The following is a 24,134-nucleotide window of genomic DNA, read 5'->3' on the forward strand; positions in this document are numbered from 1 at the left end:
TAGCCGCCTGATAATGATCTTACAGAAAAGAGGAAAACATGACGATATGGAATGAACTTCTGGGAAACCAGGTGCTGATCAGTGCTGTGCTGGGGTGGACGGTCGCGCAGTTTTTAAAGACCGTGATCGATATGGTCCTGAACCGGTCTTTTAATCCTGAACGGATCTTCGGGTCAGGCGGAATGCCGAGCTCCCATTCGGCTACCGTCTGCGCGCTCACAACAGCTTCCGGAATGAAATACGGAGTCGGAAGTTTTGAGTTTGCCGTCAGCTTTGTCCTTGCGATGATCGTAATGTACGATGCGATGGGCGTGAGACGGGAGACGGGAAAACAGGCGAAGCTGCTGAATAGTGTATTTTTTGAGAATATTCTGAACCTTGATGGAGTATTTCTCCAGGAAAAATTAAAGGAATACGTGGGACATACGCCGCTGCAGGTAGTTGCCGGGGCGATCCTGGGGATCCTGATCGCAGTGCTCATTGGTTAATTGTACTAAATTGAATATAAAATATACACAATTATGCCTAAAGAGTATTGCGAAAAAACACGAAAATATGTGAAAAAATCACGAAAGATTTACAAAGGGATGTTGCAAATTTTGGCAACATCCCTTATAATATGTACAGACCTTTTTTCCGACACTCAATTTTTTTGTGCGAAATCTCTAAAACCAGAGATCGTGTGATGGGGCATGGGGGGTACCGCAAGGGGAGCAAAGAAATGAGGGCAGCCACAGACATCTTAAGTCTAAGCTAAATCTAATTCTAGGAGGAATAACAACTTATGGCAAAGTGGGTTTATAAGTTTGAAGAAGGCAGTGCAGCTATGAGAAATCTTCTCGGCGGCAAAGGTTGTAACCTTGCTGAGATGACAAATCTCGGTATGCCGATTCCGCAGGGATTCACAGTAACAACAGAAGCCTGCACAGATTACTATAACAGCGGAAAGCAGATCACAAAAGAGATCCAGGACCAGATCTTCGAAGCTCTTACATGGCTCGAGGGCGTAAATGGAAAGAAATTCGGTGATACAGAAGATCCGTTGCTCGTATCTGTACGTTCCGGTGCGCGTGCATCCATGCCGGGTATGATGGACACCATCTTAAACCTTGGTTTAAACGATGTAGCGGTTGAGGGCTTCGCAAAGAAGACAGGAAATCCGCGTTTCGCATATGACTCCTACAGAAGATTCATCCAGATGTATTCCGACGTTGTTATGGAAGTTCCGAAGTCCTACTTCGAGAAGATCATCGATGAGATGAAGGAAGCAAAAGGCGTTCACTATGATACAGAGTTAGACGCTAACGATTTAAAGGAACTCGCTGAGAAGTTCAAAGCTGTATACAAAGAGGCTATGAACGGCGAAGAGTTCCCGCAGGATCCGAAGGAACAGTTAATGGGCGCTGTAAAAGCAGTATTCCGTTCCTGGGACAACCCGCGTGCGATCGTTTACCGTCGTATGAATGATATTCCGGGTGACTGGGGTACCGCAGTAAACGTACAGACCATGGTATTCGGTAATAAGGGAAATACCTCCGGTACAGGCGTTGCGTTCACCCGTAACCCATCCACAGGTGCAAAGGGCATCTTCGGTGAGTATCTGATCAATGCACAGGGCGAGGACGTTGTTGCCGGTGTTCGTACACCGCAGCCGATCACTCAGCTTGAGAAAGATCTTCCGGAGTGCTACAAACAGTTCATGGAACTGGCTATGAAGCTTGAGAACCATTTCCACGACATGCAGGATATGGAGTTCACGATCGAGGAAGGCAAGCTCTACTTCTTACAGACACGTAACGGTAAGAGAACTGCTCCGGCTGCAATCCAGATCGCATGCGATTTAGTAGATGAGGGACAGATCACTCCTGAGGAAGCTGTTTGCAGAATCGAAGCGAAATCCCTTGATCAGTTATTACATCCGACCTTCGATCCGGCTGCGTTAAAGGCAGGCGAAGTGATCGGACAGGCTCTTCCGGCTTCCCCGGGTGCTGCAGCTGGTAAAGTTTGCTTCACAGCAGATGACGCGAAGGCAGCTGGTATCGGCGGCAAGGGCGAGAGAGTTATCTTAGTTCGTCTTGAGACATCCCCGGAGGATATTGAAGGAATGCACGCTGCACAGGGTATCTTAACAGTCCGCGGCGGTATGACATCCCACGCAGCTGTTGTTGCCCGTGGTATGGGTACCTGCTGTGTATCCGGTTGCGGCGAGATCAAGATCGACGAGGAGAAGAAAGAATTCACACTCGGCGGACATACCTTCCACGAGGGAGACTACATCTCCTTAGATGGTACAACAGGTAAGATCTACAACGGCGATATCAAGACTCAGGAAGCATCCGTAGGCGGAAACTTCAAGAGAATCATGGATTGGGCTGACTCCTTCAGAAAACTTGGCGTCCGCACAAACGCTGATACACCGGCTGATACAAAGAACGCTGTAAAACTTGGTGCAGAGGGCATCGGTCTTTGCCGTACTGAGCATATGTTCTTTGATCCGGAGAGAATCCACAACTTAAGAAGAATGATCGTTTCCGATACTGTAGAGGCAAGAGAGGAAGCGTTAAGCAAACTCCTTCCGTACCAGAAGAGCGATTTCAAGGCTATGTACAAGGCGCTCGAGGGCAGACCAATGACAGTCCGCTACTTAGATCCGCCGCTGCATGAGTTCACTCCTAAGACAGAGGAAGAGATGGCAGAGCTTGCAAAAGATATGGGCAAGACTGTTGACGAGATCAAGAAGAAATGCGATGAGCTTCATGAGTTCAACCCGATGATGGGTCATCGTGGATGCCGTCTTGCAGTTACCTATCCGGAGCTTGCAAAGATGCAGACACGTGCGATCATGGAAGCTGCGATCGAAGTAAAAGAAGAAGATGGATATGATATCATTCCGGAGATCATGATCCCGCTCGTTGGCGAGAAGAAAGAGCTCAAATTCGTGAAAGATATCGTTGTTGAAGTTGCTGAGCAGGTTAAGAAAGAGAAAGGCTCCGATATGCAGTACCACATCGGTACAATGATCGAGATCCCGCGTGCAGCTCTTACTGCAGGCCAGATCGCTGAGGAAGCTGAGTTCTTCTCCTTCGGTACAAACGACCTGACACAGATGACATTCGGCTTCTCCCGTGATGATGCCGGTAAGTTCCTTGATTCTTACTACAAAGCAAAGATCTACGAGTCTGATCCGTTCGCAAGACTTGACCAGACTGGTGTTGGCCGTCTCGTAGAACTCGCTGTTAAAGAAGGACGCGCAACACGTCCGGAGTTAAAGTGCGGTATCTGTGGCGAGCACGGTGGAGATCCGTCTTCCGTAGAGTTCTGCCACAAGGTTGGCTTAAACTACGTAAGCTGCTCACCGTTCCGTGTACCGATCGCAAGACTTGCTGCTGCACAGGCTGCTCTTCATGAGAAAGGTTACAAATAGGATCTGACTGACGCAGAACGAAAATCTGTATCATTATAAATGAAAAGATAAAATCCCCCGGAAGCGATTCTGGGGGATTTTTGACAAAAGAGTTTTCGGGAGATCCCGGGGAGAATGTTATGAAAATTATCAATATCGGTTCTTTGAACATCGATCGGATTTACGGTGTGGAACATTTTGTCCAGCCGGGGGAGACGATCAAAGTGCATACATATTCTGAGGCCTGCGGAGGTAAGGGATTGAATCAGTCGATCGCCGCTGCGCGTTCCGGAGCGGAGGTACACCATGCAGGTGCTGTGGGATCTGACGGAGGAATGCTTCTGGAAATTCTTAGAATTTCCGGAGTTCATACAGGAAAAACGAAGATTCTTTCAGGAGCAAGCGGTCATGCCGTGATCCAGGTGGACAAAAACGGGCAGAACAATATCATTATCTGCGGGGGAGCAAATGATGCTGTCTCAATGGGCATGATCGACGATGCTCTAAGGGAAATCAGTGAAGGAGATATCGTCCTTCTCCAGAATGAGATCTCCAATGTGGGATATGCCGTGGAGCAGGCGAAGAAAGCCGGGGCAAAGATTGCCCTGAATCCATCACCAATCAATGAGAATCTGAAGACGATCCCGATGGATCTTATCGATTATTTTATTCTCAACGAGATCGAGGGGAAAGAAATTTCCGGTGCAGAGAGTGAAGAGCCGGAAACGATCATGGGAAAATTAAAGGAAAAATATCCGAAAGCAGCTTTTGTCCTGACGTTGGGAGAAAAAGGTTCCTGGTATTTTGATGAAACCCGGTGCTTTAAACAGGAAATCTATAAGGTAAAAGCAGTGGATACGACCGCGGCAGGGGATACGTTCTGTGGATATTTCCTTTCGGGACTCACAAAAGGAAAAGAGATCCCGGAAATCCTAAAAACGGCGAGTGCGGCAAGCGCGATCGCGGTCAGCAGGAGTGGAGCGGCGCCGAGCATCCCTACATATGAAGAAGTGGAGAAATTTATGGCAGAGCGCAGCTAAAAGGGACTTACGGATCTGTCATTGACAGCTGCATTCGGATGTTGGCATCGAAAATATCCGGTATCGTCAGAAAGTTATAAATAGCGGTATCACTGTTTGCAGCAATCAGCTGAAGAGCTATAAAAAATGTCATGAAAGAAAGCATTGAGTAAAAAGCTTCCGTTCATGACATTTTTTGATTTACGTGAACAACGAGCCAAAATCCGCGCCTGCGCGAGACCCTGACGGCTGTCGCGATAATGGGGAATCAGTCTTTTGACATACAGATCGTTCCAGTCCTCTGGAGCTCCAGGATCCCGAAGCTTCTCACAAGCTCGATAAAGTCCGTGATCACATCCGGAGCGGCATGGAACTCAATGACCATGCTCTTCGGGGAGACGTGGACGATCTTTGCACCCATGACGCTGCAGAGCTCGATCAGGGAACTGCGGTTTGCCGCAGAGTAGGAGACCTTGATGAGCATCATCTCGAGAAGGACGCTGCGGTTCTCTTCAAGGCGGCGCACCTTGATCACGTCAAGCTTTTTGTTTAAGTGTTTCTCGATCTGATCGACCGTGCGCTGGTCGCCGGTGGAGACGATCGTCATGCTGGAAATATCGTGGCGTTCGGTCTCACCTACGGCAAGGCTGTCGATGTTGAAGCCTCTTCTCGCAAAGAGACCGGATATCTGGGAGAGAACACCGTCTTTATTTTCTACAAGTACAGAAAAAATACCTTTCATCTTGCGTTCTCCTTATTTCGTATTATTGTGGCTGTCGACTTCGCAGACCATGAGGCATGCTTTGTCGCAGGCGAGGAAACGGTCGAGCTCCGCGTCAAGAGTTTCGTTGCTGTCGCAGTGGAAATATTCCATATCGTAGGCAGCGGCGATTTCGGCATATTTCGGATAATCGTAGAGCTGGACACCGAAATAATGTTCCTCGTAAGTCTTTTCCTGATGCTCACGGACGAGACCGAGATAGTGGTTTCTCATGACAAGGATCTTTATCGGGACCTTGTTTACTGCGATGGTTCCAAGCTCGTACATGGACATCTGGAAGGAACCGTCACCGCAGACAACGACGACCTGCTTGTCCGGAGTACACATCTTCGCTCCGATTCCAGCCGGGATCGAGTAGCCCATAGTTCCCATACCGCCGCTCGTGAGGAAACGGCCGTTTTTCATCACATAGTTGTCGGCGGACCAGAGCTGGTTCTGTCCGACATCGGCAACATAGATCGCGTCATCATCCATTTTCTCGGAGAGATGCTGGACTAAGAGCATCGGATTTACGAGCTTGTCACTGAAAACACGGTGGTCAACGGTACTCTTCTTGATATCGTGGAGTGTCTCGATCCACTGTGTCGTGTCGATGGAGATATTCTCCTGCAGGAGGCGGTCGAAAATATTCTTGATATCGCCGACCAGTGGGATCGTCGGTCCAAGGTTTTTGCCGATCTCAGCGGTATCGATATCGATGTGGATGATGTTGACCTGCTGTTCCAGGTTTTCCGGCTTCGGAACGGCGCGGTCTGCGATCCTTGCGCCCGCGATGATCAGAAGGTCACTGTTTGCGACCGCGCGGTTTGCGTAAGGTTTTCCGTTGTTTCCGAGCATACCGAAGTAGAGCGGGTGGTTCTTCGGCATGACACCGATTCCCATCATCGTTGTGACAAGCGGGATATTGTTTTTCTCGCAGAACTGGCGGACACATTCCTCACCATTTCCGAGGATCACGCCGCCGCCGGCACAGATCAACGGCTTTTTCGCCTTGTTGATCGCTGCGACTACTTTATGCATCTGCGGGTTGTTTCCCTTTGTGCTCGGCTTGTATCCGCGGATATTGACCTCGGACGTATAGTCGAAGGATTTCTTTAAGAGGTCCATCTGGACATCACACGGGATGTCGATGAGGACCGGACCTTTTCTTCCTGTGGAAGCGATATAGAAAGCCTCCTTGAAGATACGAGGAATATCATCGGCGCTTTTTACAAGGTAGCTGTATTTTACAAAAGATTCTGTGGAGCCGCGCATATCGGCTTCCTGGAACACATCACGGCCTAAAAGGTTCGAATTTACCTGACCGGTGATCGCGATCAGCGGAATACTGTCGGCGTAGGCAGTCGCGAGAGCTGTGATCAGGTTTGTCGCACCTGGACCGGAAGAAGTTACACAGACAGCAGCCTTTCTGGAAATACGTGCGTAGCCGCTTGCGGCGTGTCCGGCAGCCTGTTCCTGGCGGACGAGAACGTGCTCGATCGTACCGGCATTATATAAGGCCTCATAAAAAGGAGAAATCGCAACTCCCGGATATCCGAAGATCCTGGTGATCCCCTCTTCCTCGAGGCATTTTACCATAGCTTCTGCACCATTCATAAACTTAATATACCCCCTCAAGTAAGCGTTTAAAAGATGTCTGGGGGCAAAAAAATGATGATTTTGCCCTTTAAAATCTTTGAAGATAGTTAATAAGAATTATATCGCATACTGAGAGGGGATGTCAATGTGAAAGGGCGGGAGAAAGGGCATTTTGCAGGATTTTATGGGGAAACCTGCGAACTTGAAGCGAAAAGGAAAGTATGTTATGATTGACTGGTAAAGTTTGGAAAATACGATAAAATGAAATAAAAAATCTGACAGAACGGGAGTTTAGACAAGTGTCAAACTCCCGACGAAAGTGGTTTCAAGATTCAAAGAATATTTTCTCATGTCATTTCCTTCCGCCCTCATTTTGCCACTTTTTCATAAGAGAAGCGTAAGACTCGTCAAGTTGCATTTCGTTCGGAGATAAGCTATAATGGAATGAGTGCTAAATTTAAGTGAGGTGGATCGCTATGAAAAAATCGATCAAGACAGCTATCTTCGCCTGCATCTTCGCGGCGGCATTCCAGATCACGGCGTTTGCCGGATTTACCTGGAGAGTTGAGAGTGCAGACAGTTCCTATGTGGGGACGACGAATGTGACTGTGACAAATACATCGGGAAAGAAAGAGACGGAGGATGCGCCGATCGTGAAGAGAGGAACCGTCGTGACGTTTACGGAGGCGGCAGCGAGTGCGACTTATACGGTAAGGGCATATGATGGGATGGGAAATCCGATCCGGGATTTCAGCGCGTCTCTCGGAACGGTAAAGAAAGGCGGTACTCTCCAGTATACACTGGACTGGAACGCGAGAAAGTCGGAAGGAAAGTCCTCCTACACAGGACAGGCCGGTGTCTTTGAAATCCAGGCGAAGGATTCCGACGGAAAGACATGGAGACAGAGATTTGTGATCAATAATGTCTGCGCGTCAGGTGTGCTCTCCAATATGTACCTCTACAGCAAAGGTGCTCTCTACCAGTGGAAGAGCAATTCCAAAGGCTGGTGGGTGGACAAAAAGTCCGGCGGCTACCTCACAAATGCCTGGTTCCAGTCGCCGGTGAGCGGACTCTGGTACTATATGGGCTCTGACGGATATATGCTGACGAATACGACAACTCCGGATGGATATAAGGTCAATGCAAGTGGTGTGTGGGTGAAATAGTACTGCACTATAAAGATTCTGGAAAAGTCATGGCAGGAAAAGCCCTGTGTTCAGATATTCTACGGATCTGAAATGCGAAATATCGGTAAAATGTCGCCATAGTGTGTGTGTAAAAAAATTGCATGTCATAAATGATAATTTACTTAAATGAGAAAAGTTCTCAATAAGAATCTTCCATTTTCTGCAAAAAGGTGTATGATAAAAATAGTTAGCAGCACCTAACAAACGGCTCGCGATCCACCCGGATCATATGAAAAACTTCCGATGGGAACGGCCGCTTTTAACGCAACTCCTGCGGGAGGGAAATGGAGCAGATCATGGGAAGATTTTATCAGCTTTCAAAGAAGATTTCGGAGCAGGAGGCATCGGAGATCATGCGGGAAGTCCTGGAACTTCCGGATATCCGGGATGCCGAGATCATTGATGACCGCAGCCGGGTCAGAGTTGAGACGAAGGACAATGTGTTTATCGATGTGATGAGTACGGTTGTAAATATTTTCCGCCGCGTGGCAGGCGGATGCGAGCTGTCCTTTGCGGGATTCGCTTATAAGGACTGAGGAGCAATAAAAAGAAAAGTGTGCGGGAAATCGCGCGCGGCAATAAAAAGCGCAGGATCATGGACTTATTGGAGTCTGTGATCGCTGCGCTTTTTTGTTGAATTGCATTTCAGACATTTTTAAGGACGTTCATAATGAAAATGGAACTTTCGAGAGAAGTTTTACATTACTCAATTCTTCGCTTCAGAAGAATATTTCTTAATATGTTCCTTGATCGCCGCAAAGCTCTCAGCACTGATATCGTGCTCGATACGGCACGCGTCCTCGAGAGCTGTCTTTTCACTGACTCCGAGGTCCATCAGCCATTTGGAGAGGGCCGTGTGGCGCTCATAGATCGTCTCGGCGATCCGGCGGCCTTCGTCGGTCAGTGTAATGTGTCCCTCGTCATTTACCAGGATCAGATTGTTGACCCGGAGATTTTTCATTGCGACACTGACGCTTGGTTTCGAGAAGCCGAGCTCGGTCGCGATATCGATAGAACGCACATACGGCTGTTTTTCACTTAACATTAAAATTGTCTCAAGATAGTTTTCAGCGGATTCCTGGATTTTCAAATAATTACCCCCATATATTGGAACATCATGCAGCTTTGTGCCGGAAATCTCCGGATTAAACAGAGCTGCGTCTGCAGGTGTCAGTCAGTTAAACGAAGCTTACAGGATTTTTATCTTCCTGTTCATGTCTTATCACAGTCAGCATAACGTGTGTGCAAGGTTGCCTTTTCACGGGCATGGAGTGCCCGTGTACTGCAACGAGTGCAGACCTGTTGAACAGTTATAATTCGTCCTTCTACTATAACACAAGATATGGACTGAGTCAAAGTTAATTCCACTTGTTTTTGAAAATCTATAAAGATTTTTGAACCGAAAAGTCCGGATCGGCAGCATGAGTGATCGGGCTGTTCGCTGCCATTTCGCGTGGCGGGATAAATGCGATAGGAGCATACGATTAGCTAAAACTAACTAATGAGAAAAACTCTCAATAGCAGATATTGACATTAAAGTTAGTTTATGCTAACCTTATATCATCAGTTAGACGGAGCTAACCTTTAAGCAAAGGAGGAATATTACATGAGCGTTGTTATTATCGGCGGACATGACCGCATGGTCAGACAGTATAAAGAAATTTGTGAAAATCATAAATATAAAGCGAAAGTTTTTACCCAGATGAAGACAGGACTCGATAAGCTGATCGGAAGACCGGATCTTCTGATCCTGTTTACAAATACGGTATCCCACAAGATGGTACGCTGCGTACTGGACGAGGTGGATGAGGACCGTACCGATATCGTCCGCTGTCATACGAGCAGCGGAACAGCACTGGCTGAAATCCTCGAAAAGCATAGCGCGTGATGTTCAGAAAGGCGGTATACGCATGAGCGAAGAGATCTTCGGGGCAGTACAGAAGCTCCCGGTGAACGGAACGAAGAAGCAGGTTGTTTTGCAGTGCGCGCCGCTTCTCACAGGGATCAAATTATCAAATCTCCTGAATGTGCGCTCAGATCAGAAAGAGGAAGTGCTCCGGATCTTTGAAGGATCACCGGTCTGCTGCAGAGTGCTCTACGAATTTCAGGGAAGATTGTCCATCCTTTTATATCGTCCGGGAATGCTTGCGGCATACCTGGAGCGCGAAGATGTAAAAAAACTGATGACATCTTTCGGGTATGAAAATCCGGATCTGGAAGAAACTTTGAACAGGATCGCGGATGCTTATCAGGATCATATGAACGGAAAGCGCGGATTTCCGCATGAGATCGGACTTGTCCTCGGCTATCCGCCGGTGGATGTGGAAGGATTTATCGAAAAAGAAGGCAGAGATTTTCTGTACTCCGGATACTGGAAAGTATATGGAAATCTGGAAGATACATTAAAAACATTTGAAGCTTATGATCAGGCGAGAGATTATGTGATCGGCATGACCGGAAACGGGAATGAAATCAGGGATATCCTGGCGGCATCTTAAATACCGCCGGTTCCAATTATAAAAGCGGCGGACGGCGAGGTCCGGGTTACCGCAAAACAAATTTCAGGAGGAAATCAAAAATGGATAAGGTTATTGTTGCATACTGGTCCCAGACAGGAAATACAGCTGCTATGGCTGCAGCAGTCGGCGAAGGAATCACAGAGGCAGGAAAAGAGGCTGTTGTCACAGATATCTCTTCCGTTTCCATGGATGACTTAAAGGAAGCTTCCGCTTTCGCACTCGGATGCCCGGCAATGGGAGCTGAGGTTCTTGAGGAAGGCGAGATGGAGCCGTTCGTAACAGAAGTTGAGGCTTTCGCAGCTGGCAAGAAGATCGGTCTGTTCGGTTCCTATGGTTGGGGAGACGGCCAGTGGATGAGAGACTGGGAAGACAGAATGAAAGCTGCAGGCGCAACTGTTGTCGGTGGTGAGGGCGTGATCTGCCAGGAAACACCGGATGACGATGCACTTGCAAACTGCAAGGCACTTGGAAAAGAGCTCGCTGCATTAGCATAAGAGAGCAACTGCAAAGAAGTGTGCCGGGAAATATTCTAATAGGAAGATAAAAAGACACAGCCGGGAGAGGATGCAGTCCCGGCTGTGTCTTTTTTGTTTCCATGCATTTGGCATGAAGATCAGAAAAACGTCCGTATAAAATTGCCCTTGCAGAACCGGTACTGCCTTGTCGGACGGCCTTTTCCCTCCTGCTTCTGCGACTCGATCTCTTCTATTAAATTGGAGTCGAGAAGCTGCTGAAGGATCCGGTTGCAGCTGCGGCTTGTGATATTGAGCCACTGGGAGAGGGAGGCGGCTGTCATGACCGTGTCTTTATCCATCTGGAAGAGACCGACGATCTTTAAGAGATTACTCTCATTGATCCCATTCTTCTGGGAGTAATCAAGCGCTTTCGTGTTGGAATAACTGTAGTTTAAGGATCTGGTGAGGGAGAGCGGTCCTGTGAGAGCGTTGTCCTCGCCGGAGATGACGAAACCATCGTTCTTTCCGTATTTGACTGCTTCCTGCAGTGCGAGATCTGCCTGATAATGGCTTTCGCCCAGTGATTTTCCGAATCCGGCACCGAGACGGAATTCGAGGTCGCCCTTCTGGTCCAGGAAAGCGATGAGATCCTGGATCCTGCTGAAACTGCTCTTATAGAGATCACTGTCGAGAGCGAGCTCGAACCGGTTAGAGACGGCGTGAATGACGAAATCGTAATTGTATTCCTTCCGGAAATCTAGGAGATATTTGTGCAGCGTGATCTCCAGATATTCCCTGTCCTGGGAAGAAATATTATCCGGATAGACAAGCTTTATGAGGATCACGAGCTTGTTGAGCTGGCTTTTCTGCTTTAAGCGGATGGAGTTTACCGCGTGGCGGATCGAGTCGCGGACCATCTCCTCGGTCGGAAGAAAGTGGATGTACGGGATCTGGAGCTTATTGAGGACCTCCAGCTGATTGGTCGTTCTCGTAAACATCATATCGATCTTTTTCTCTTTCCACAGCTCTACGGCGCGTTCCTTTAATGTCTCATAATTATAGACGGGATTTTCAAAGCAGTAGGGCATGTGCTCCGGATCCAGGTATTTTTTCAGATTCATGAAATCATTGACCGGAGTCAGAAAATCGATATAAAGTCTGTTCAGCGGAACATCAGGGTAATGGATCACGAAATTTAAAAGAATGGACAGGAGCGTCTTCTCCGTATAGGAAATAAAGGTGCAGGGGACTTTCAGGTCGTCCACATGCGTCAGAATATAGGAATATCCGAGCTCACCGGAGAAGAAGAGGACATCCGAGATGTCTTTACACTGGTCATATATGTCCTTAATTTCCTCCAGACTCTCGTAGACATACTTGTGAAATACGCATCCGAAATCGTTGTGTTCGATCGCTTTATCGATGACAGCCATTGATTTTAAAGGACTTATGATGCTGATACTGATCATGGCCGAACCTCCTTTTATATATGAAAAAATGATATAAAGACATGCTATTAACGACAGCTATGTCGATAAATCGGCTTTTGTAAGAATCGTACCACAGATTGTTGACAAAGTCAAAAGGGTATGTTAGAATAAAGACAAATAAAGGACGTAAGCAAAATGAGTCTTAAATAAATCAAGGGATTCGAAAGATCCGTATTGAGGGAAATACAGAAGCTTTCGGATCACGTGATGCAGCGAGAAATCCTGTATACATAGTGAAAACAACGTATTATATATGGTATTTAAACTGTATATACAAAAGATACAAAAGTTTTCTCGGAAATCCAATTAAGGACTTGGTTGAGACTCACGAGCAAAGGAAAGTCTTTTATTAGTGCAAAATGGCACAGGGGTTTAAGAACCAACATTTAAGGAGGTATTTGCGAGATGAGCAAGTATGTTGAGAGGGTAATTGAGGACGTAAAAACTAAATACGCTAACGAGCCGGAGTTCTGCCAGACTGTAGAAGAAGTATTATCTTCCTTAGGTCCGGTTGTAGATGCACATCCGGAGTATGAGAAGGTTGCCCTTCTTGAGAGAATGGTAATCCCGGAGAGAGTTATCGAGTTCCGTGTTCCGTGGGAGGATGACAACGGAAACATTCATGTAAATACAGGTTACCGTGTACAGTTCAACGGAGCAATTGGACCGTACAAGGGAGGTTTAAGATTCGCACCGAGCGTAAACCTTTCCATCATGAAATTCTTAGGTTTCGAGCAGACATTCAAAGACAGCTTAACAACACTTCCGATCGGCGGCGCTAAGGGTGGTTCCGACTTCGATCCGAACGGCAAGAGCGATAGAGAAGTTATGAGATTCTGCCAGGCATTCATGACAGAGTTATATCGTCACATCGGTCCGGATGTCGATGTTCCGGCTGGTGACCTTGGTGTTGGCGGACGTGAGATCGGTTATCTGTTCGGTCAGTACAGAAAACTTAGAGGAGCTTACGAGAACGGCGTATTAACAGGTAAGGCTCGTTCCTTCGGTGGTTCCTTAATTCGTCCGGAAGCTACAGGTTTCGGTGCTGTTTACTACCTTGAGTCTGTTATGAAACATGAGCATGACACATTAGAGGGTAAGACAGTTGCAGTTGCTGGTTTCGGTAACGTAGCTTGGGGCGTTGTACAGAAATTAACTGAGTTAGGTGCTAAGCCTGTTACACTTTCTGGCCCGGATGGATACATCTATGATCCGGATGGAATTACAACAAAAGAGAAATTCGACTTCATGCTTGAGATGAGAGCTTCTGGACGTAACAAAGTTCAGGACTACGCTGACAAGTTCGGCTGCAAGTTCGTAGCTGGAGACAAGCCGTGGGGCGAGAAAGTTGATATCATCATGCCGTGTGCTACACAGAACGATGTAGACCTTACACAGGCTAAGAGAATCGTTGCTAACAACATCAAGTACTACATCGAAGTTGCTAACATGCCGACAACAAACGAAGCTCTTAGATTCTTAATGGATCAGAAGAACATGGTTGTTGCTCCGTCTAAGGCTGTTAACGCTGGTGGTGTTCTTGTATCTGCTCTCGAGATGAGCCAGAACAGCGAGAGAATCTCCTGGACAGCTAAGGAAGTTGATGATAAGCTTCATCAGATCATGACAGAGATCCATGATGGTTCTGCTGAGTGCGCTGAGAAGTACGGCCTTGGTTACAACCTGGTTGCAGGTGCTAACATGGTTGGTTTCCAGAAGGTTGCAGATGCTATGATGGCTCAGGGTATCGCTTGGTAGTTTGAAGCGAACCTCGGATATCGAAGCCCGCGGTTTCTAAAAACTGCATAAGGGCACTAGGTACTGAATATAGGGGATGCTGTCGGGGAGTGTGCCCGACGGCATCCCTTTTCTGATTTATTGGAAAATGGATCAGAATTACTGCTGATGAGAGAATTTACTGTTTGTTTTTGCAGAAAAATGAAATATATGGGAATGTTTGGTGCAGATTCCGGATATTTGTCTGTGAGAGAAAAACAGTAAAGCAGAAGCGGGGAAAAAGAACATTTTATTCACAAAATGCTCAATGGGAATAAAATATTCTTTATTAAGAAAATAAATCAAATTCGCGAAAATACTTTACAAAATAATGTACTTCAAGTAAGATAGATGAGTACGGGGTATGATCCTCCATGTGGTTGATGGAGGAAAGGAACATTGTCCTGAAAGGAGAGTTTTTTATTATGAATTGTCTTATTATCGACAAAGTATGGGGTGGAATCGCTGAGGAACTCAGCAAAGTTATGAATGTTAAGACAGCTGCTAATCTTCCGTGCAGCAAAGAGGAGCTTATTGCAGAGATCGGTGATGTTGATGTCCTGATCATGCGTGTAGACCCGAAGATCGACAAAGAGATCATCGATGCTGCAAAGAACTTAAAGGTTATCGGTGTTTGCTCTGTTGGTTTAAACCACATCGATATGGATTACGCAAAATCCAAAGGAATCCAGGTATTCAACGCACCGGGCTTAAATGCAAACGCAGTTGCTGAGCTGACATTCTCCAAGATGTTAGATATCTCCCGTGGAACATTCGTAGCAAACTACGATGTAAAAGTAAAACACGAGTGGGATAAATATAAATTCGAAGGCCGCGAGCTGAGAGGCAAGACTCTTGGTATCATGGGCTTTGGCCGTATCGGTCAGCGTGTAGGTGAGCTTGGCCGTGCATTCAAGATGAACATCGTTGCTTACGATCCGTTCCTTCCGGACGACGTATTTAAGCAGCAGTGCGCAACAAAGGCTTCTATCGACGAGCTGATCAAGGTTGCTGATTTCATCTCTATCCATGTACCGCTGACACCGGAGACAAAGAATCTCTTCAATAAGAAATCCATCGCTGAGATGAAAGACGGCGCTGTTGTTCTTAACATGAGCCGTGGCGGTATCGTAAACGAGGCTGATATGTATGAAGCTCTGAAAGAGGGCAGAATCGGCGGCTACGCAGCAGACGTTATGGAGAACGAACTTGCAGGCAGCGGCTTAACAGGTAACGATACATTCGCAAGCCCGCTGTTCGAGTGCGATAACTTCATCGTATCCCCGCACATCGGTGCTCAGTCTGTAGATGCTTCTAAGGACATCGGTGTTCATATCGTTGCTAAAGTTAAAGAGGCTCTTGGTTTATAATTCAGAGAACTCAGAAGAACCCGGAGACGGACTGTCGCCGGGTTCTTTTCATTAAGACTTCAAAAATAAGGAGGACATAAAAATGGGCACAATTACGGAGTCAGCAAAGGCTTTCATGCCGAAATTATCTGAAATCAGAAGAGATTTTCACATGCACCCGGAGGTTTCCCAGCATGAGGAAAGAACCGGAAAGAAGGTTGCAGAGTATCTGAAGGAGATGGGATGCGACGAAGTATATGAAAATGTCGGCGGATACGGTGTAGTCGGAGTTATCAAGGGAAAGAAACCGGGTAAAGTCGTTGCTCTCCGTGCGGATATGGACGCATTACAGATCCAGGAGATGAATGAGGTTCCTTATAAGTCCCAGAATGACGGTGTTATGCATGCCTGCGGACATGACAACCACATGACGGGTCTTCTTGGTGCTGCAATGCTTCTCTGTGAGAGAAGAGAAGAGATCGCCGGAACGGTGAAACTGATCTTCCAGCCTGCGGAGGAGATGTCTCCGGTTGGCGGATCCAGAGGAATGCTCCATTCCGGATATATGGATGATGTGGAAGCTGTATTCGGTCTTCATGTATGGCCGGATCTTCCGCACGGCAAGATCGGGGTGAAGGCAGGCCCGTTAATGGCTGCAACAGACCACTTTACGATCAATATCCATGGTAAGACTGCCCATGGCGCAAAACCGAATCAGGGTATTGACGCTGTTGTTCTCGGTTCCCAGTTCGTTATGGCCGCACAGACCATCGTCAGCAGAAAAGTTGATCCGCTTGACAATGCTGTTGTGACATTCGGTATTTTTAACGCAGGAACAAGATACAACATTATCGCAGGTGACTGTACACTGGATGGAACCGTTCGTACATTAAATGAGGACACCCGCGCGATGATCGAGGATTCTATGAGAAAAACTCTCGATGGTCTCTGCTTACAGTCCGGTGCAACTGCTGATATCAACTATGGCCACGGCTATCCGGCACTTGTAAATCATGAGGAGGACGCTGAGCTGATCCGCAATACAGCAATCAAGCTCTTCGGCAAAGATGATGTTGTGGATGTAAAACTCCCGGCTATGCCGGCGGAGGATTTCTCCTTCTATCTGAAAGAGAAGAAAGGCGCGTTTGTATGGCTCGGTACCGCTAAACAGGATCAGGATCCGGTATGGCCGTTACATAACAGCCGTTTTGATGTGGACGAGGATATCCTCTGGAGAGGTTCTTCTCTGTTAGCGCAGACTGCGATTGATTATTTAAATAAATAATAAGTGATTTCAGGGCGGCGGTTGGAGTGAAACTCTGGCAGGCTGCCCTGTTTTGACTATGTGGTCAGCAGTTGAAAATACATGGTGAAACCACGATAACGAAAGGGGTCTGTTTGGAGGATTCCTTACAGTAGGAGGAAACGATATGACAGCAGGAAACGCGATCCTCATCGTTGCGATCGTGACTGGGCTGGGTCTGATCGGAGCTCTCTTTTTTGTGATGTTTAAGATCCGGCAGATTTCGCGGGAATTTTTCGGAACCTCGAATCTGATCGAAGGGCTGAAACGTCAGGAAGCGCTGGAGGACGATACACCGAAGTCGGTGTCCGGAATGACGAGGGTGGAACTTCCTCGGATCGAGAAGGATTTCCCGGAGTTTCACTGGCCGGAGTGGAAACAGAGGTGTGAAAATCAGCTAAAAGGCTATCTGGAGGCCTTGGAGCACCGGGATCTTTCTTATCTTGGAAACGTGTCCCTGTCATTGAAAGATCAGGTTCGCCTGAAGATCGAGGAGATGGAGGAGAAAGAGATCCGGGAAGAATTTGACGCGATCCATGTCCATCAGACGGAGATCTCCAGATATGACAAAAACCCGGGAAAGTGCAGGATCAGGATCCAGTCCTCTGTGGAGTATCTGCATACATTAAGGACGCCGGATAAAAAGAAAAATGTGGAGCGGGAAAAAGAGCAGCACCGCTTTAATATGGAACTCGTCTATATCCAGGATATCACGAAGATCAGGGACGGAGAGACTGCGATCGGCGTCAGCTGTCCGCATTGCGGGGCTCCGATCGCGGGACTTGGAGACCGTGTCTGCCCGTACTGTGGAGGCGCTGTTGAGCCGGTGAATGTGAGAGTGTGGGAGCTGCACCGGATCGAAGAGGTGTGAAAAAAGAGACAGTCGCCAAGGTATCGCGCAAGCGTGGATTTTGGCTCGTTGTTTGTGTAAATAAAAAACGTGTGAAGAATGATTACTCATTTTCACACGTTTTTTTAGATGAAACTTATTTTGCTTTCGCAGTTTCCTGCTTTTTGATCTCCGGTAAGATCAGACCAAGTGCTGTGAGCACTACCGGTGTGATTACATTTAATGCTGTGGAAGCGATATCGCCTTCAACATACATTCCGAGGAGACAGCAAGCTGCGGTTACGAAGAAGCACCAGCCGCCTGCAACAAGGGCAACTGTCTGGTTCTTTGTAAATTTGTACTCCGGGTTGAACTTGTTGAGGGATTTTCTGAGAGCAATGTATGCTGCGAATACCCACAAGTAACGAAGCGGCATGGTTACAGAGTTCAGTTTGTTTAACTGAGTCAGAACGGATGCAGCACCCGGTACGAAGGACTGGATCAGGATGATGCTGCCGGATAAGCAGATAACCATCTTGATACCGTTGATGTATGCGCCATGCTCATTCTTCTTTAAGAGGCCGGACGGAACGAACTGTCTTGCGTCCTCGTTGTCAAGAAGTATACGAAGCGGAGCGTCGATACTTAATACAAGTGTGGAGAACTGACCGATGGCGTTGCATGCTGCGTAGATAACGAGCAGGAGGTTGCCAACATGGTAGTACTCACCGAGCTTCTGGAAGGACCAGTAAGCGCCGTTGGAAACGTAGGACTTGAAGCTGTCTGTGCTCTCGTTGATGACAGCCGGATCAAACATCATGCCCATCGCGATACTTCCGAGGATCGCGCAGACCATAACCATAACGGCTAACATGATCATACCCTTCGGGAATCCCTTGGACGGATCTTTTACCTTATTTACATAAGGGGAGATCTTCTCGCATCCGCCGACTGCGAATACAAGGATGGAAAGGGATGTGAAGTAGTTCACGTTGAACTGCGGGATCAGACCTTTTACTGTGTAATCAGCAGATACGAAACCGCCGTTCGGGTTGATGACCGGTGCTGCGAACATCATTAAGATGAACAGGATGGACATTACGAACATACTGGAACCAGCGATCGTCGCTAATTTCTTTAACGGGTTTAAGCCGCGGCTTGCAACCCAGCAGAAGAACAGGAAGACAGCGAGTGTTGCCATCTGTACAGCGATCGTCGGGAATGTGTCGTAAGTGGAGCCGTTCTGGAATACCATCCAGCTTAATGCCTTTAATCCGCCGCTTCCTTTACTTGCGATGTAAGTTACATGGCAAGCCCAGTAAGTCCAGCCAGCGTAATAAGCGCATTTCGGGCCGATCGTTTCGTGGATCCAGGAGCTCACGCCGCCGCCGGACTGTTTGAACGCGGAGCCGAGCTCACCTACCATCAGGGCATAAGGCACGAAATAGAGAGCGAACATCAGAATCCAGCTGAAGATTACCTGTACTCCGTTGAAGTAAACGAAGCCATTCAGCACGTTTCCGAATCCCCAAACCGTGGAGAATGCCATGAAGGCCAGGGTGTACCAGTCGATTTTCTTGGTGTTTTCCATAAGAGACCTTCCTTTGATATAAAATTGTATTTGTCCGTTTGACACGAACTTGTTTAGTATAACATAAATTTTTGAAAAGATGAACCATTTATTATAAGGAAATAAATGAGATTCGGTTAATAAAATTCTGCGAAAACTGGATACAACGTGAAAAAATGCAGAGTTCAGATGAGATTATAAAGGAAAAAACAGGATTCCGGAAAAATAAAAGGGAGATTACAAAAGGGGAGTGAAAAAGTAAGAGAGAACAAGATCTGAATGTCTTTACTATACGGACAAATGTGAAAAATTGGCGGAAAAATCGGAAATGGATGCGGAATACCATCAGAAATTTCCCGACGGATCCATCCCGGAGGAGAAAATATTACAAAAATATCCTTTATGTTGGTAGGTAAATAGGAAAAAAACAGAATAAAAGAAAACTGTAACTGCGGATGCAGGGATTATTTTGTGGAAATTGGATTTCCGGTTTTCTGATTATGTGGTAAAATAGTAAAAGATCTATTCAGACGAAGCCGGAGAGGCGGATCAGATGAGAGAAAGAAGAGGAAGACTATGAGGGAATGAAAAAGTCTGCGGGATATTATTGATGCGGTGGGAGCCGTGAAATTACAGAGAGGACAGGTGATGAAGGATGGGATATTCCGGATATGAGTGGCTGTGGCTGTTTTTTGCCTACAGCTTTTCCGGCTGGGTTCTTGAGACCGTGACAGCGGCGGTGAGGCAGAAACGCTTTGTAAACAGAGGCCTTGTAAACGGACCGCTCTGTGTGATCTATGGAATTACCGGATCTGCACTGATGCTGGTATGCAGAGACCTCAGGGGGATCTGGCTGTTTCTTGGAAGTATGATCTTTTCCACGCTGGCGGAATGGATCGCCGGTCATGTGATCGAAAAAATGTACCATGAGCGCTGGTGGGACTATTCTCATGTGAAATGGAATCTGGATGGCTATATCTGCTTTCCGGTCTCCGTGATCTGGGGCGTTCTGGGATTTGTCACCATGCGATGGGGAGCGCCGCTTCTGATTGACGTATTCCGGATGATCCCGATGACTCCGGCCCATCTTGTGATCTGGATCCTCAGCGGGATCCTGATCCTGGATGTCGCGGCAACTCTGTGCATCCTGTCCGGAAGAAGCCGGAGGATCCGCCAGTGGCAGGGCGTTGACTCCTGGCTGACCGGTGTGAGTTCCAGACTTGAGCGCAGGATCTACGGCTGGGTGGACCGAAGGATCCAGAATGCGTACCCGGAAGCGGCTTACCGCAGGGAGCTTCAGGCCGAGGCCGAGCAGAGAAAGACCGTCTTTGCCTACGGACTCTGTTTCTATAAGATCGCACTTTTGCTTGTTGTCGGCGCATTTTTGGGAGATATCGTGGAGACGATCTTCTGCCGGCTGACGGCAGGAATCTGGATGAGCCGGAGCAGTTTTGTCTGGGGCCCGTTCAGTATCGTCTGGGGAGTGGCTCTCGCGGCGGCGACGATGCTTTTGTACCGCTACCGGAAATATTCGGACCGCTTTCTGTTCTTTATGGGCACATTTTTAGGAGGCGCGTATGAATATACCTGCAGCGTCATGACGGAGATCATGTTCGGAAAAGTATTCTGGGACTACAGTAAGATCCCGTTTAACCTTGGCGGGCGCATCAACCTTCTGTACTGTTTTTTCTGGGGGATCGCGGCGGTTGTCTGGATCAAAGGTGTTTACCCGGTGATGTCCGCCTGGATCGAGAAGATCCCGATCCGCTTTGGAAAGATCGCGACATGGCTGCTCCTTGTCTTTTTCTGTGTGGATATGGCGGTTTCCGGACTGGCGTTGATCCGGAGCAGTGAACGGGAAAAGGGAATCCCGGCGACATCGTCCTGGCAGCAGGAGATGGATGAGCATTATGGGGATGACGTGTTGAAAAAGATCTATCCGAATGCGCTGAAGGTGGATTAAGGGAGAAAAAGTTAAGATGGATAAAGAAAAGCAGCAGCAGATCAAATATCAGCTGCTGCTTTTTAAAACGCGCATTTTTGAGGACTGCCGGGGCAGCTTCCGTTGTTTTTATGAGAGAGTAGCTTCGGGCAGTGCGGGAGTTATGCTTCCGCTTTCCAGAGTCCATGAAGATTGCAGTACTCATAAACTGCGATCAGCTTTTCACCGTCAGCGAGGAAGAACTCTGCTTCTGGTTTGTCTTCCGGAGTAAGAGAACGGCAGTGGGTTCCGAAATTTGTCTCGATCAGGATCCACTGGATATAGTGTTTTTCCATCATCGGATGTTCCACAGAGCCGACTTTTACGGAAACTTTATTTCCGTTTACTTCGAAGGCCGGGACATGTTTTTCGTGTGCACCGTCCGAAGTGCCGGGGATCAGTTCCGTCATTTTCTCTCCGCAACAGACAACCGGGACGCCGGAATCGTTCATTTTTGTGATGATATTCTTGCAGTGATTGCAGATATAGAATTTTACGCTCATAGAGGACCTCCTTGTGAATAATCTAAAATAATAATAGTAACTGTTGCTGATATAATACCATAAGAAATACCATATTGCAAGGATTATTTAAAAAACAGAATAAGATTTTTAGCTTTCAGTCTGTATTTGCTGGGGGGTCAGAAGAATAAATTTACAGGCTTATGATTTATGGAAAGCCACAGCAGCAAAACACAGGAAAATCTGGCTACAGGATCACACCGTGGATTTTCCGGGCTATGTGAGAGTACAGAATGGAAAACTGGAGAAAGGATCAATAAAAAGAAGTGCTGGGAACGGGAAAAAGAGCTTGGGACAGGAGAGGGAGTTTTGTCCGGCTGAGATTAAAAAAAGGACGCTGCAGATTTTGCAGCGTCCTTTGAAATTGCGAAATGGAAGCAGTTCCAATAAATTTAAGATCAGATCTGCGGGCCAGCGGCAACAAGTGCTTTGCCGGCTTCGTTGCTCTCGTATTTTGCGAAGTTCTTGATGAATCTTCCGGAGAGGTCTTTTGCTTTCTCTTCCCAGTCAGCAACGTTTGCGTATGTATCGCGTGGGTCGAGGATCTTGGAGTCAACGCCCGGAAGCTCGGTCGGAACTTCGAAGTTGAAGTACGGGATCTTCTTTGTCGGAGCGTTTAAAATATCGCCGTTTAAGATCGCATCGATGATTCCACGGGTATCTTTGATGGAGATACGTTTTCCGGTTCCGTTCCAGCCTGTATTTACGAGGTATGCCTTAGCGCCGCTCTTTTCCATCTTCTTAACGAGCTCTTCCGCATATTTTGTCGGATGGAGTTCGAGGAATGCCTGACCAAAGCAAGCGGAGAAGGTCGGTGTCGGCTCTGTAATTCCGCGCTCGGTTCCGGCAAGTTTTGCTGTGAAACCGGACAGGAAGTAGTATTTTGTCTGCTCCGGAGTCAGGATGGATACCGGCGGAAGTACGCCGAATGCATCTGCGGAGAGGAAGATCACGTTCTTTGCTGCCGGACCTGCGGAGATCGGGCGGACGATATTTTTAATATGGTCGATCGGATAGGAGACACGGGTGTTCTCAGTTACGCTCTTGTCAGTGAAATCGATCACGCCGTCCTTGTCGAGAGTTACGTTCTCGAGAAGAGCGTTGCGCTTGATCGCATTGTAGATATCCGGCTCGGAATCTTTATCGAGGTTGATAACCTTCGCGTAGCAGCCGCCCTCGAAGTTGAATACTCCGTTGTCGTCCCAGCCGTGCTCGTCATCACCGATCAGGAGACGTTTCGGATCTGTGGAAAGAGTTGTCTTACCGGTTCCGGAGAGACCGAAGAAGATCGCGGTGTTCTTGCCTTCCATATCGGTGTTTGCAGAGCAGTGCATGGAAGCGATGCCCTTTAACGGAAGGTAGTAGTTCATCATGGAGAACATACCTTTCTTCATTTCTCCGCCGTACCAGGTATTGATGATAACCTGCTCGCGGCTTGTGATATTGAAGACAACGGCTGTCTCGGAGTTTAAGCCGAGTTCCTTGTAGTTCTCAACTTTTGCCTTGGATGCGTTGTAAACAACGAAATCCGGCTCGAAGTTCTCGAGTTCTTCAGCAGTCGGTTTGATGAACATGTTCTTTACGAAGTGTGCCTGCCATGCGACCTCAACGATGAAACGGATCGCCATGCGGGTATCTTTGTTTGCGCCGCAGAATGCGTCGACAACGAAGAGTCTCTTATTGGAAAGTTCTTTTAATGCGATATCTTTTACTGCCTTCCAGGTTTCCTGAGAAGCCGGATGGTTGTCGTTCTTGTATTCGTCAGATGTCCACCATACAGTATCTTTGGAATTTTCATCCACAACGATAAATTTATCTTTCGGTGAACGGCCGGTGTAGATACCGGTCATAACATTAACTGCTCCGAGTTCGCTGACCTGTCCTTTTTCATAGCCTTCGAGTTCCGGTTTCATTTCCTCCTCGAATAACATTTCATAAGACGGGTTGTAGACGATCTCTGTGGTTCCGGTGATGCCATACTTGCTTAAATCAATCTTTGCCATCGCTTATCTAACCTCTTTTCATAAATTTGATGAAAATTTTGTACATGTTCAGATTTGAACAGGTACCATTACCTGGAATTTTTACAGGCAATAATGATATCTTTCAATTCCATTATACATGAAAATTGGACAAAATCAACAACAAAATAGCAAACTTTGTTAAAATAATATCATTCTTTTGCTGCGATACGTTTCTTGCACTGAAATTCTAAGAAAATAAAGGAAAGACGTTATTTTCGAAGGAAAAGAAACAAATTGCAGTTGACAAAATTAGATAGTTGTACTATCATCCAAATTGGTTGATGGTACAACTAAAAAGTACATATCTGCGGGTGGGACCGGAGACGGCTGCAACAGCAGGAGAAGCTCA

General features: G+C 47.2%; 20 protein-coding genes. 13 read left to right on the forward strand and 7 right to left on the reverse strand.

Annotated elements, in window-relative coordinates; genetic code table 11:
- The first annotated feature begins 38 nt into the window (after positions 1–38).
- The 3 genes from ACXMYH_RS04175 (at position 39) to ACXMYH_RS04185 (ending at position 4,443) form a co-directional block, all read left to right on the forward strand.
- On the forward strand, positions 39–488 hold the full coding sequence (locus tag ACXMYH_RS04175) for a divergent PAP2 family protein (RefSeq protein ID WP_118529338.1): 450 nt from the start codon (positions 39–41) through the stop codon (positions 486–488).
- 296 nt (positions 489–784) lie between these two features.
- Positions 785–3,424 (forward strand): pyruvate, phosphate dikinase, encoded by a 2,640-nt coding sequence (gene ppdK / locus ACXMYH_RS04180; protein ID WP_142410901.1) that lies wholly within the window; start codon positions 785–787, stop codon positions 3,422–3,424.
- Between the two features lie 119 nt (positions 3,425–3,543).
- Complete coding sequence (locus ACXMYH_RS04185; protein WP_118529340.1) at positions 3,544–4,443, forward strand: ribokinase; 900 nt, start codon at positions 3,544–3,546, stop codon at positions 4,441–4,443.
- A gap of 247 nt (positions 4,444–4,690) precedes the next feature.
- Here ACXMYH_RS04185 and ilvN read toward each other — a convergent pair whose 3' ends face one another.
- Together ilvN and ilvB are read right to left on the reverse strand one after the other, a co-directional pair.
- Positions 4,691–5,164, reverse strand: coding sequence for an acetolactate synthase small subunit (gene ilvN, locus ACXMYH_RS04190; protein WP_118727895.1), 474 nt, complete (start codon positions 5,162–5,164; stop codon positions 4,691–4,693).
- Positions 5,165–5,176: 12 nt separating this feature from the next.
- Positions 5,177–6,799, reverse strand: a complete 1,623-nt coding sequence (gene ilvB, locus ACXMYH_RS04195) for a biosynthetic-type acetolactate synthase large subunit (protein WP_118529342.1) — start codon at positions 6,797–6,799, stop codon at positions 5,177–5,179.
- 458 nt (positions 6,800–7,257) lie between these two features.
- Between ilvB and ACXMYH_RS04200 the strand changes: the two genes are divergently transcribed.
- Both ACXMYH_RS04200 and ACXMYH_RS04205 read left to right on the forward strand, forming a co-directional pair.
- Positions 7,258–7,947 carry a hypothetical protein gene (locus ACXMYH_RS04200; RefSeq protein WP_118529343.1) on the forward strand — a complete coding sequence of 230 codons (690 nt, stop codon included), beginning with the start codon at positions 7,258–7,260 and terminating at the stop codon, positions 7,945–7,947.
- Positions 7,948–8,252: 305 nt separating this feature from the next.
- Positions 8,253–8,504: a hypothetical protein gene (locus tag ACXMYH_RS04205; RefSeq protein ID WP_405582461.1), complete on the forward strand. Its 252-nt coding sequence runs from the start codon at positions 8,253–8,255 to the stop codon at positions 8,502–8,504.
- 170 nt (positions 8,505–8,674) lie between these two features.
- Here the strand turns inward: ACXMYH_RS04205 and ACXMYH_RS04210 are convergent, their stop codons facing one another.
- A complete protein-coding gene (locus ACXMYH_RS04210; RefSeq protein ID WP_118298823.1) occupies positions 8,675–9,058 on the reverse strand; it encodes a metal-dependent transcriptional regulator in 384 nt (127 codons plus the stop codon).
- Between the two features lie 516 nt (positions 9,059–9,574).
- Between ACXMYH_RS04210 and ACXMYH_RS04215 the strand changes: the two genes are divergently transcribed.
- The 3 genes from ACXMYH_RS04215 (at position 9,575) to ACXMYH_RS04225 (ending at position 10,981) form a co-directional block, all read left to right on the forward strand.
- A complete protein-coding gene (locus ACXMYH_RS04215; protein WP_118298822.1) occupies positions 9,575–9,856 on the forward strand; it encodes a DUF2325 domain-containing protein in 282 nt (93 codons plus the stop codon).
- 22 nt (positions 9,857–9,878) lie between these two features.
- The gene (locus ACXMYH_RS04220; protein ID WP_182426708.1) at positions 9,879–10,466 is read left to right on the forward strand and encodes a DUF3793 family protein; all 588 of its coding nucleotides are present in this window, start codon (positions 9,879–9,881) and stop codon (positions 10,464–10,466) included.
- An 80-nt stretch (positions 10,467–10,546) separates the two neighbouring features.
- Positions 10,547–10,981, forward strand: coding sequence for a flavodoxin (locus ACXMYH_RS04225; protein WP_118298820.1), 435 nt, complete (start codon positions 10,547–10,549; stop codon positions 10,979–10,981).
- 119 nt (positions 10,982–11,100) lie between these two features.
- Here the strand turns inward: ACXMYH_RS04225 and ACXMYH_RS04230 are convergent, their stop codons facing one another.
- A complete protein-coding gene (locus ACXMYH_RS04230) occupies positions 11,101–12,411 on the reverse strand; it encodes a hypothetical protein (RefSeq protein ID WP_118529345.1) in 1,311 nt (436 codons plus the stop codon).
- 426 nt (positions 12,412–12,837) lie between these two features.
- On the opposite strand from ACXMYH_RS04230, the gene gdhA reads away from it, so the two are divergent.
- The 4 genes from gdhA to ACXMYH_RS04250 all read left to right on the forward strand — a co-directional run bounded on the left by gdhA (position 12,838) and on the right by ACXMYH_RS04250 (position 17,731).
- Positions 12,838–14,190 (forward strand): NADP-specific glutamate dehydrogenase, encoded by a 1,353-nt coding sequence (gdhA, locus tag ACXMYH_RS04235; protein ID WP_118529346.1) that lies wholly within the window; start codon positions 12,838–12,840, stop codon positions 14,188–14,190.
- A gap of 443 nt (positions 14,191–14,633) precedes the next feature.
- A complete protein-coding gene (locus tag ACXMYH_RS04240) occupies positions 14,634–15,578 on the forward strand; it encodes a D-2-hydroxyacid dehydrogenase (RefSeq protein ID WP_118529347.1) in 945 nt (314 codons plus the stop codon).
- Between the two features lie 82 nt (positions 15,579–15,660).
- Entirely contained in the window at positions 15,661–16,842 is a 1,182-nt protein-coding gene (locus ACXMYH_RS04245; protein WP_117512827.1) for a M20 metallopeptidase family protein, read from the forward strand.
- 145 nt (positions 16,843–16,987) lie between these two features.
- Positions 16,988–17,731: a zinc ribbon domain-containing protein gene (locus tag ACXMYH_RS04250; protein WP_118529348.1), complete on the forward strand. Its 744-nt coding sequence runs from the start codon at positions 16,988–16,990 to the stop codon at positions 17,729–17,731.
- Between the two features lie 115 nt (positions 17,732–17,846).
- Here ACXMYH_RS04250 and ACXMYH_RS04255 read toward each other — a convergent pair whose 3' ends face one another.
- Positions 17,847–19,280, reverse strand: coding sequence for an amino acid permease (locus tag ACXMYH_RS04255; protein ID WP_118529349.1), 1,434 nt, complete (start codon positions 19,278–19,280; stop codon positions 17,847–17,849).
- A gap of 634 nt (positions 19,281–19,914) precedes the next feature.
- Here ACXMYH_RS04255 and ACXMYH_RS04260 point away from each other — a divergent pair.
- Positions 19,915–21,222 carry a putative ABC transporter permease gene (locus ACXMYH_RS04260; protein WP_118529350.1) on the forward strand — a complete coding sequence of 436 codons (1,308 nt, stop codon included), beginning with the start codon at positions 19,915–19,917 and terminating at the stop codon, positions 21,220–21,222.
- A 140-nt stretch (positions 21,223–21,362) separates the two neighbouring features.
- On the opposite strand, the gene ACXMYH_RS04265 is transcribed toward ACXMYH_RS04260, so the two are convergent.
- Together ACXMYH_RS04265 and pckA are read right to left on the reverse strand one after the other, a co-directional pair.
- Positions 21,363–21,743 carry a desulfoferrodoxin family protein gene (locus ACXMYH_RS04265; protein ID WP_118298811.1) on the reverse strand — a complete coding sequence of 127 codons (381 nt, stop codon included), beginning with the start codon at positions 21,741–21,743 and terminating at the stop codon, positions 21,363–21,365.
- A gap of 416 nt (positions 21,744–22,159) precedes the next feature.
- The gene (gene pckA, locus ACXMYH_RS04270; RefSeq protein WP_118298810.1) at positions 22,160–23,764 is read right to left on the reverse strand and encodes a phosphoenolpyruvate carboxykinase (ATP); all 1,605 of its coding nucleotides are present in this window, start codon (positions 23,762–23,764) and stop codon (positions 22,160–22,162) included.
- Positions 23,765–24,134: the final 370 nt, after the last annotated feature.

The sequence above is a fragment of the Pilosibacter sp. NGB245 genome (assembly GCF_057397225.1).

Excerpts from the sequence above, each read along its gene's own strand:
- ACXMYH_RS04175 (WP_118529338.1), top strand. The coding sequence starts at position 39 with ATGACGATATGGAATGAACTTCTGGGAAACCAGGTGCTGATCAGTGCT.
- ppdK (WP_142410901.1), top strand. The coding sequence starts at position 785 with ATGGCAAAGTGGGTTTATAAGTTTGAAGAAGGCAGTGCAGCTATGAGA.
- ACXMYH_RS04185 (WP_118529340.1), top strand. The coding sequence starts at position 3,544 with ATGAAAATTATCAATATCGGTTCTTTGAACATCGATCGGATTTACGGT.
- ilvN (WP_118727895.1), bottom strand. The coding sequence starts at position 5,164 with ATGAAAGGTATTTTTTCTGTACTTGTAGAAAATAAAGACGGTGTTCTC.
- ilvB (WP_118529342.1), bottom strand. The coding sequence starts at position 6,799 with ATGAATGGTGCAGAAGCTATGGTAAAATGCCTCGAGGAAGAGGGGATC.
- ACXMYH_RS04200 (WP_118529343.1), top strand. The coding sequence starts at position 7,258 with ATGAAAAAATCGATCAAGACAGCTATCTTCGCCTGCATCTTCGCGGCG.
- ACXMYH_RS04205 (WP_405582461.1), top strand. The coding sequence starts at position 8,253 with ATGGAGCAGATCATGGGAAGATTTTATCAGCTTTCAAAGAAGATTTCG.
- ACXMYH_RS04215 (WP_118298822.1), top strand. The coding sequence starts at position 9,575 with ATGAGCGTTGTTATTATCGGCGGACATGACCGCATGGTCAGACAGTAT.
- ACXMYH_RS04220 (WP_182426708.1), top strand. The coding sequence starts at position 9,879 with ATGAGCGAAGAGATCTTCGGGGCAGTACAGAAGCTCCCGGTGAACGGA.
- ACXMYH_RS04225 (WP_118298820.1), top strand. The coding sequence starts at position 10,547 with ATGGATAAGGTTATTGTTGCATACTGGTCCCAGACAGGAAATACAGCT.
- ACXMYH_RS04230 (WP_118529345.1), bottom strand. The coding sequence starts at position 12,411 with ATGATCAGTATCAGCATCATAAGTCCTTTAAAATCAATGGCTGTCATC.
- gdhA (WP_118529346.1), top strand. The coding sequence starts at position 12,838 with ATGAGCAAGTATGTTGAGAGGGTAATTGAGGACGTAAAAACTAAATAC.
- ACXMYH_RS04240 (WP_118529347.1), top strand. The coding sequence starts at position 14,634 with ATGAATTGTCTTATTATCGACAAAGTATGGGGTGGAATCGCTGAGGAA.
- ACXMYH_RS04245 (WP_117512827.1), top strand. The coding sequence starts at position 15,661 with ATGGGCACAATTACGGAGTCAGCAAAGGCTTTCATGCCGAAATTATCT.
- ACXMYH_RS04250 (WP_118529348.1), top strand. The coding sequence starts at position 16,988 with ATGACAGCAGGAAACGCGATCCTCATCGTTGCGATCGTGACTGGGCTG.
- ACXMYH_RS04255 (WP_118529349.1), bottom strand. The coding sequence starts at position 19,280 with ATGGAAAACACCAAGAAAATCGACTGGTACACCCTGGCCTTCATGGCA.
- ACXMYH_RS04260 (WP_118529350.1), top strand. The coding sequence starts at position 19,915 with ATGGGATATTCCGGATATGAGTGGCTGTGGCTGTTTTTTGCCTACAGC.
- ACXMYH_RS04265 (WP_118298811.1), bottom strand. The coding sequence starts at position 21,743 with ATGAGCGTAAAATTCTATATCTGCAATCACTGCAAGAATATCATCACA.
- pckA (WP_118298810.1), bottom strand. The coding sequence starts at position 23,764 with ATGGCAAAGATTGATTTAAGCAAGTATGGCATCACCGGAACCACAGAG.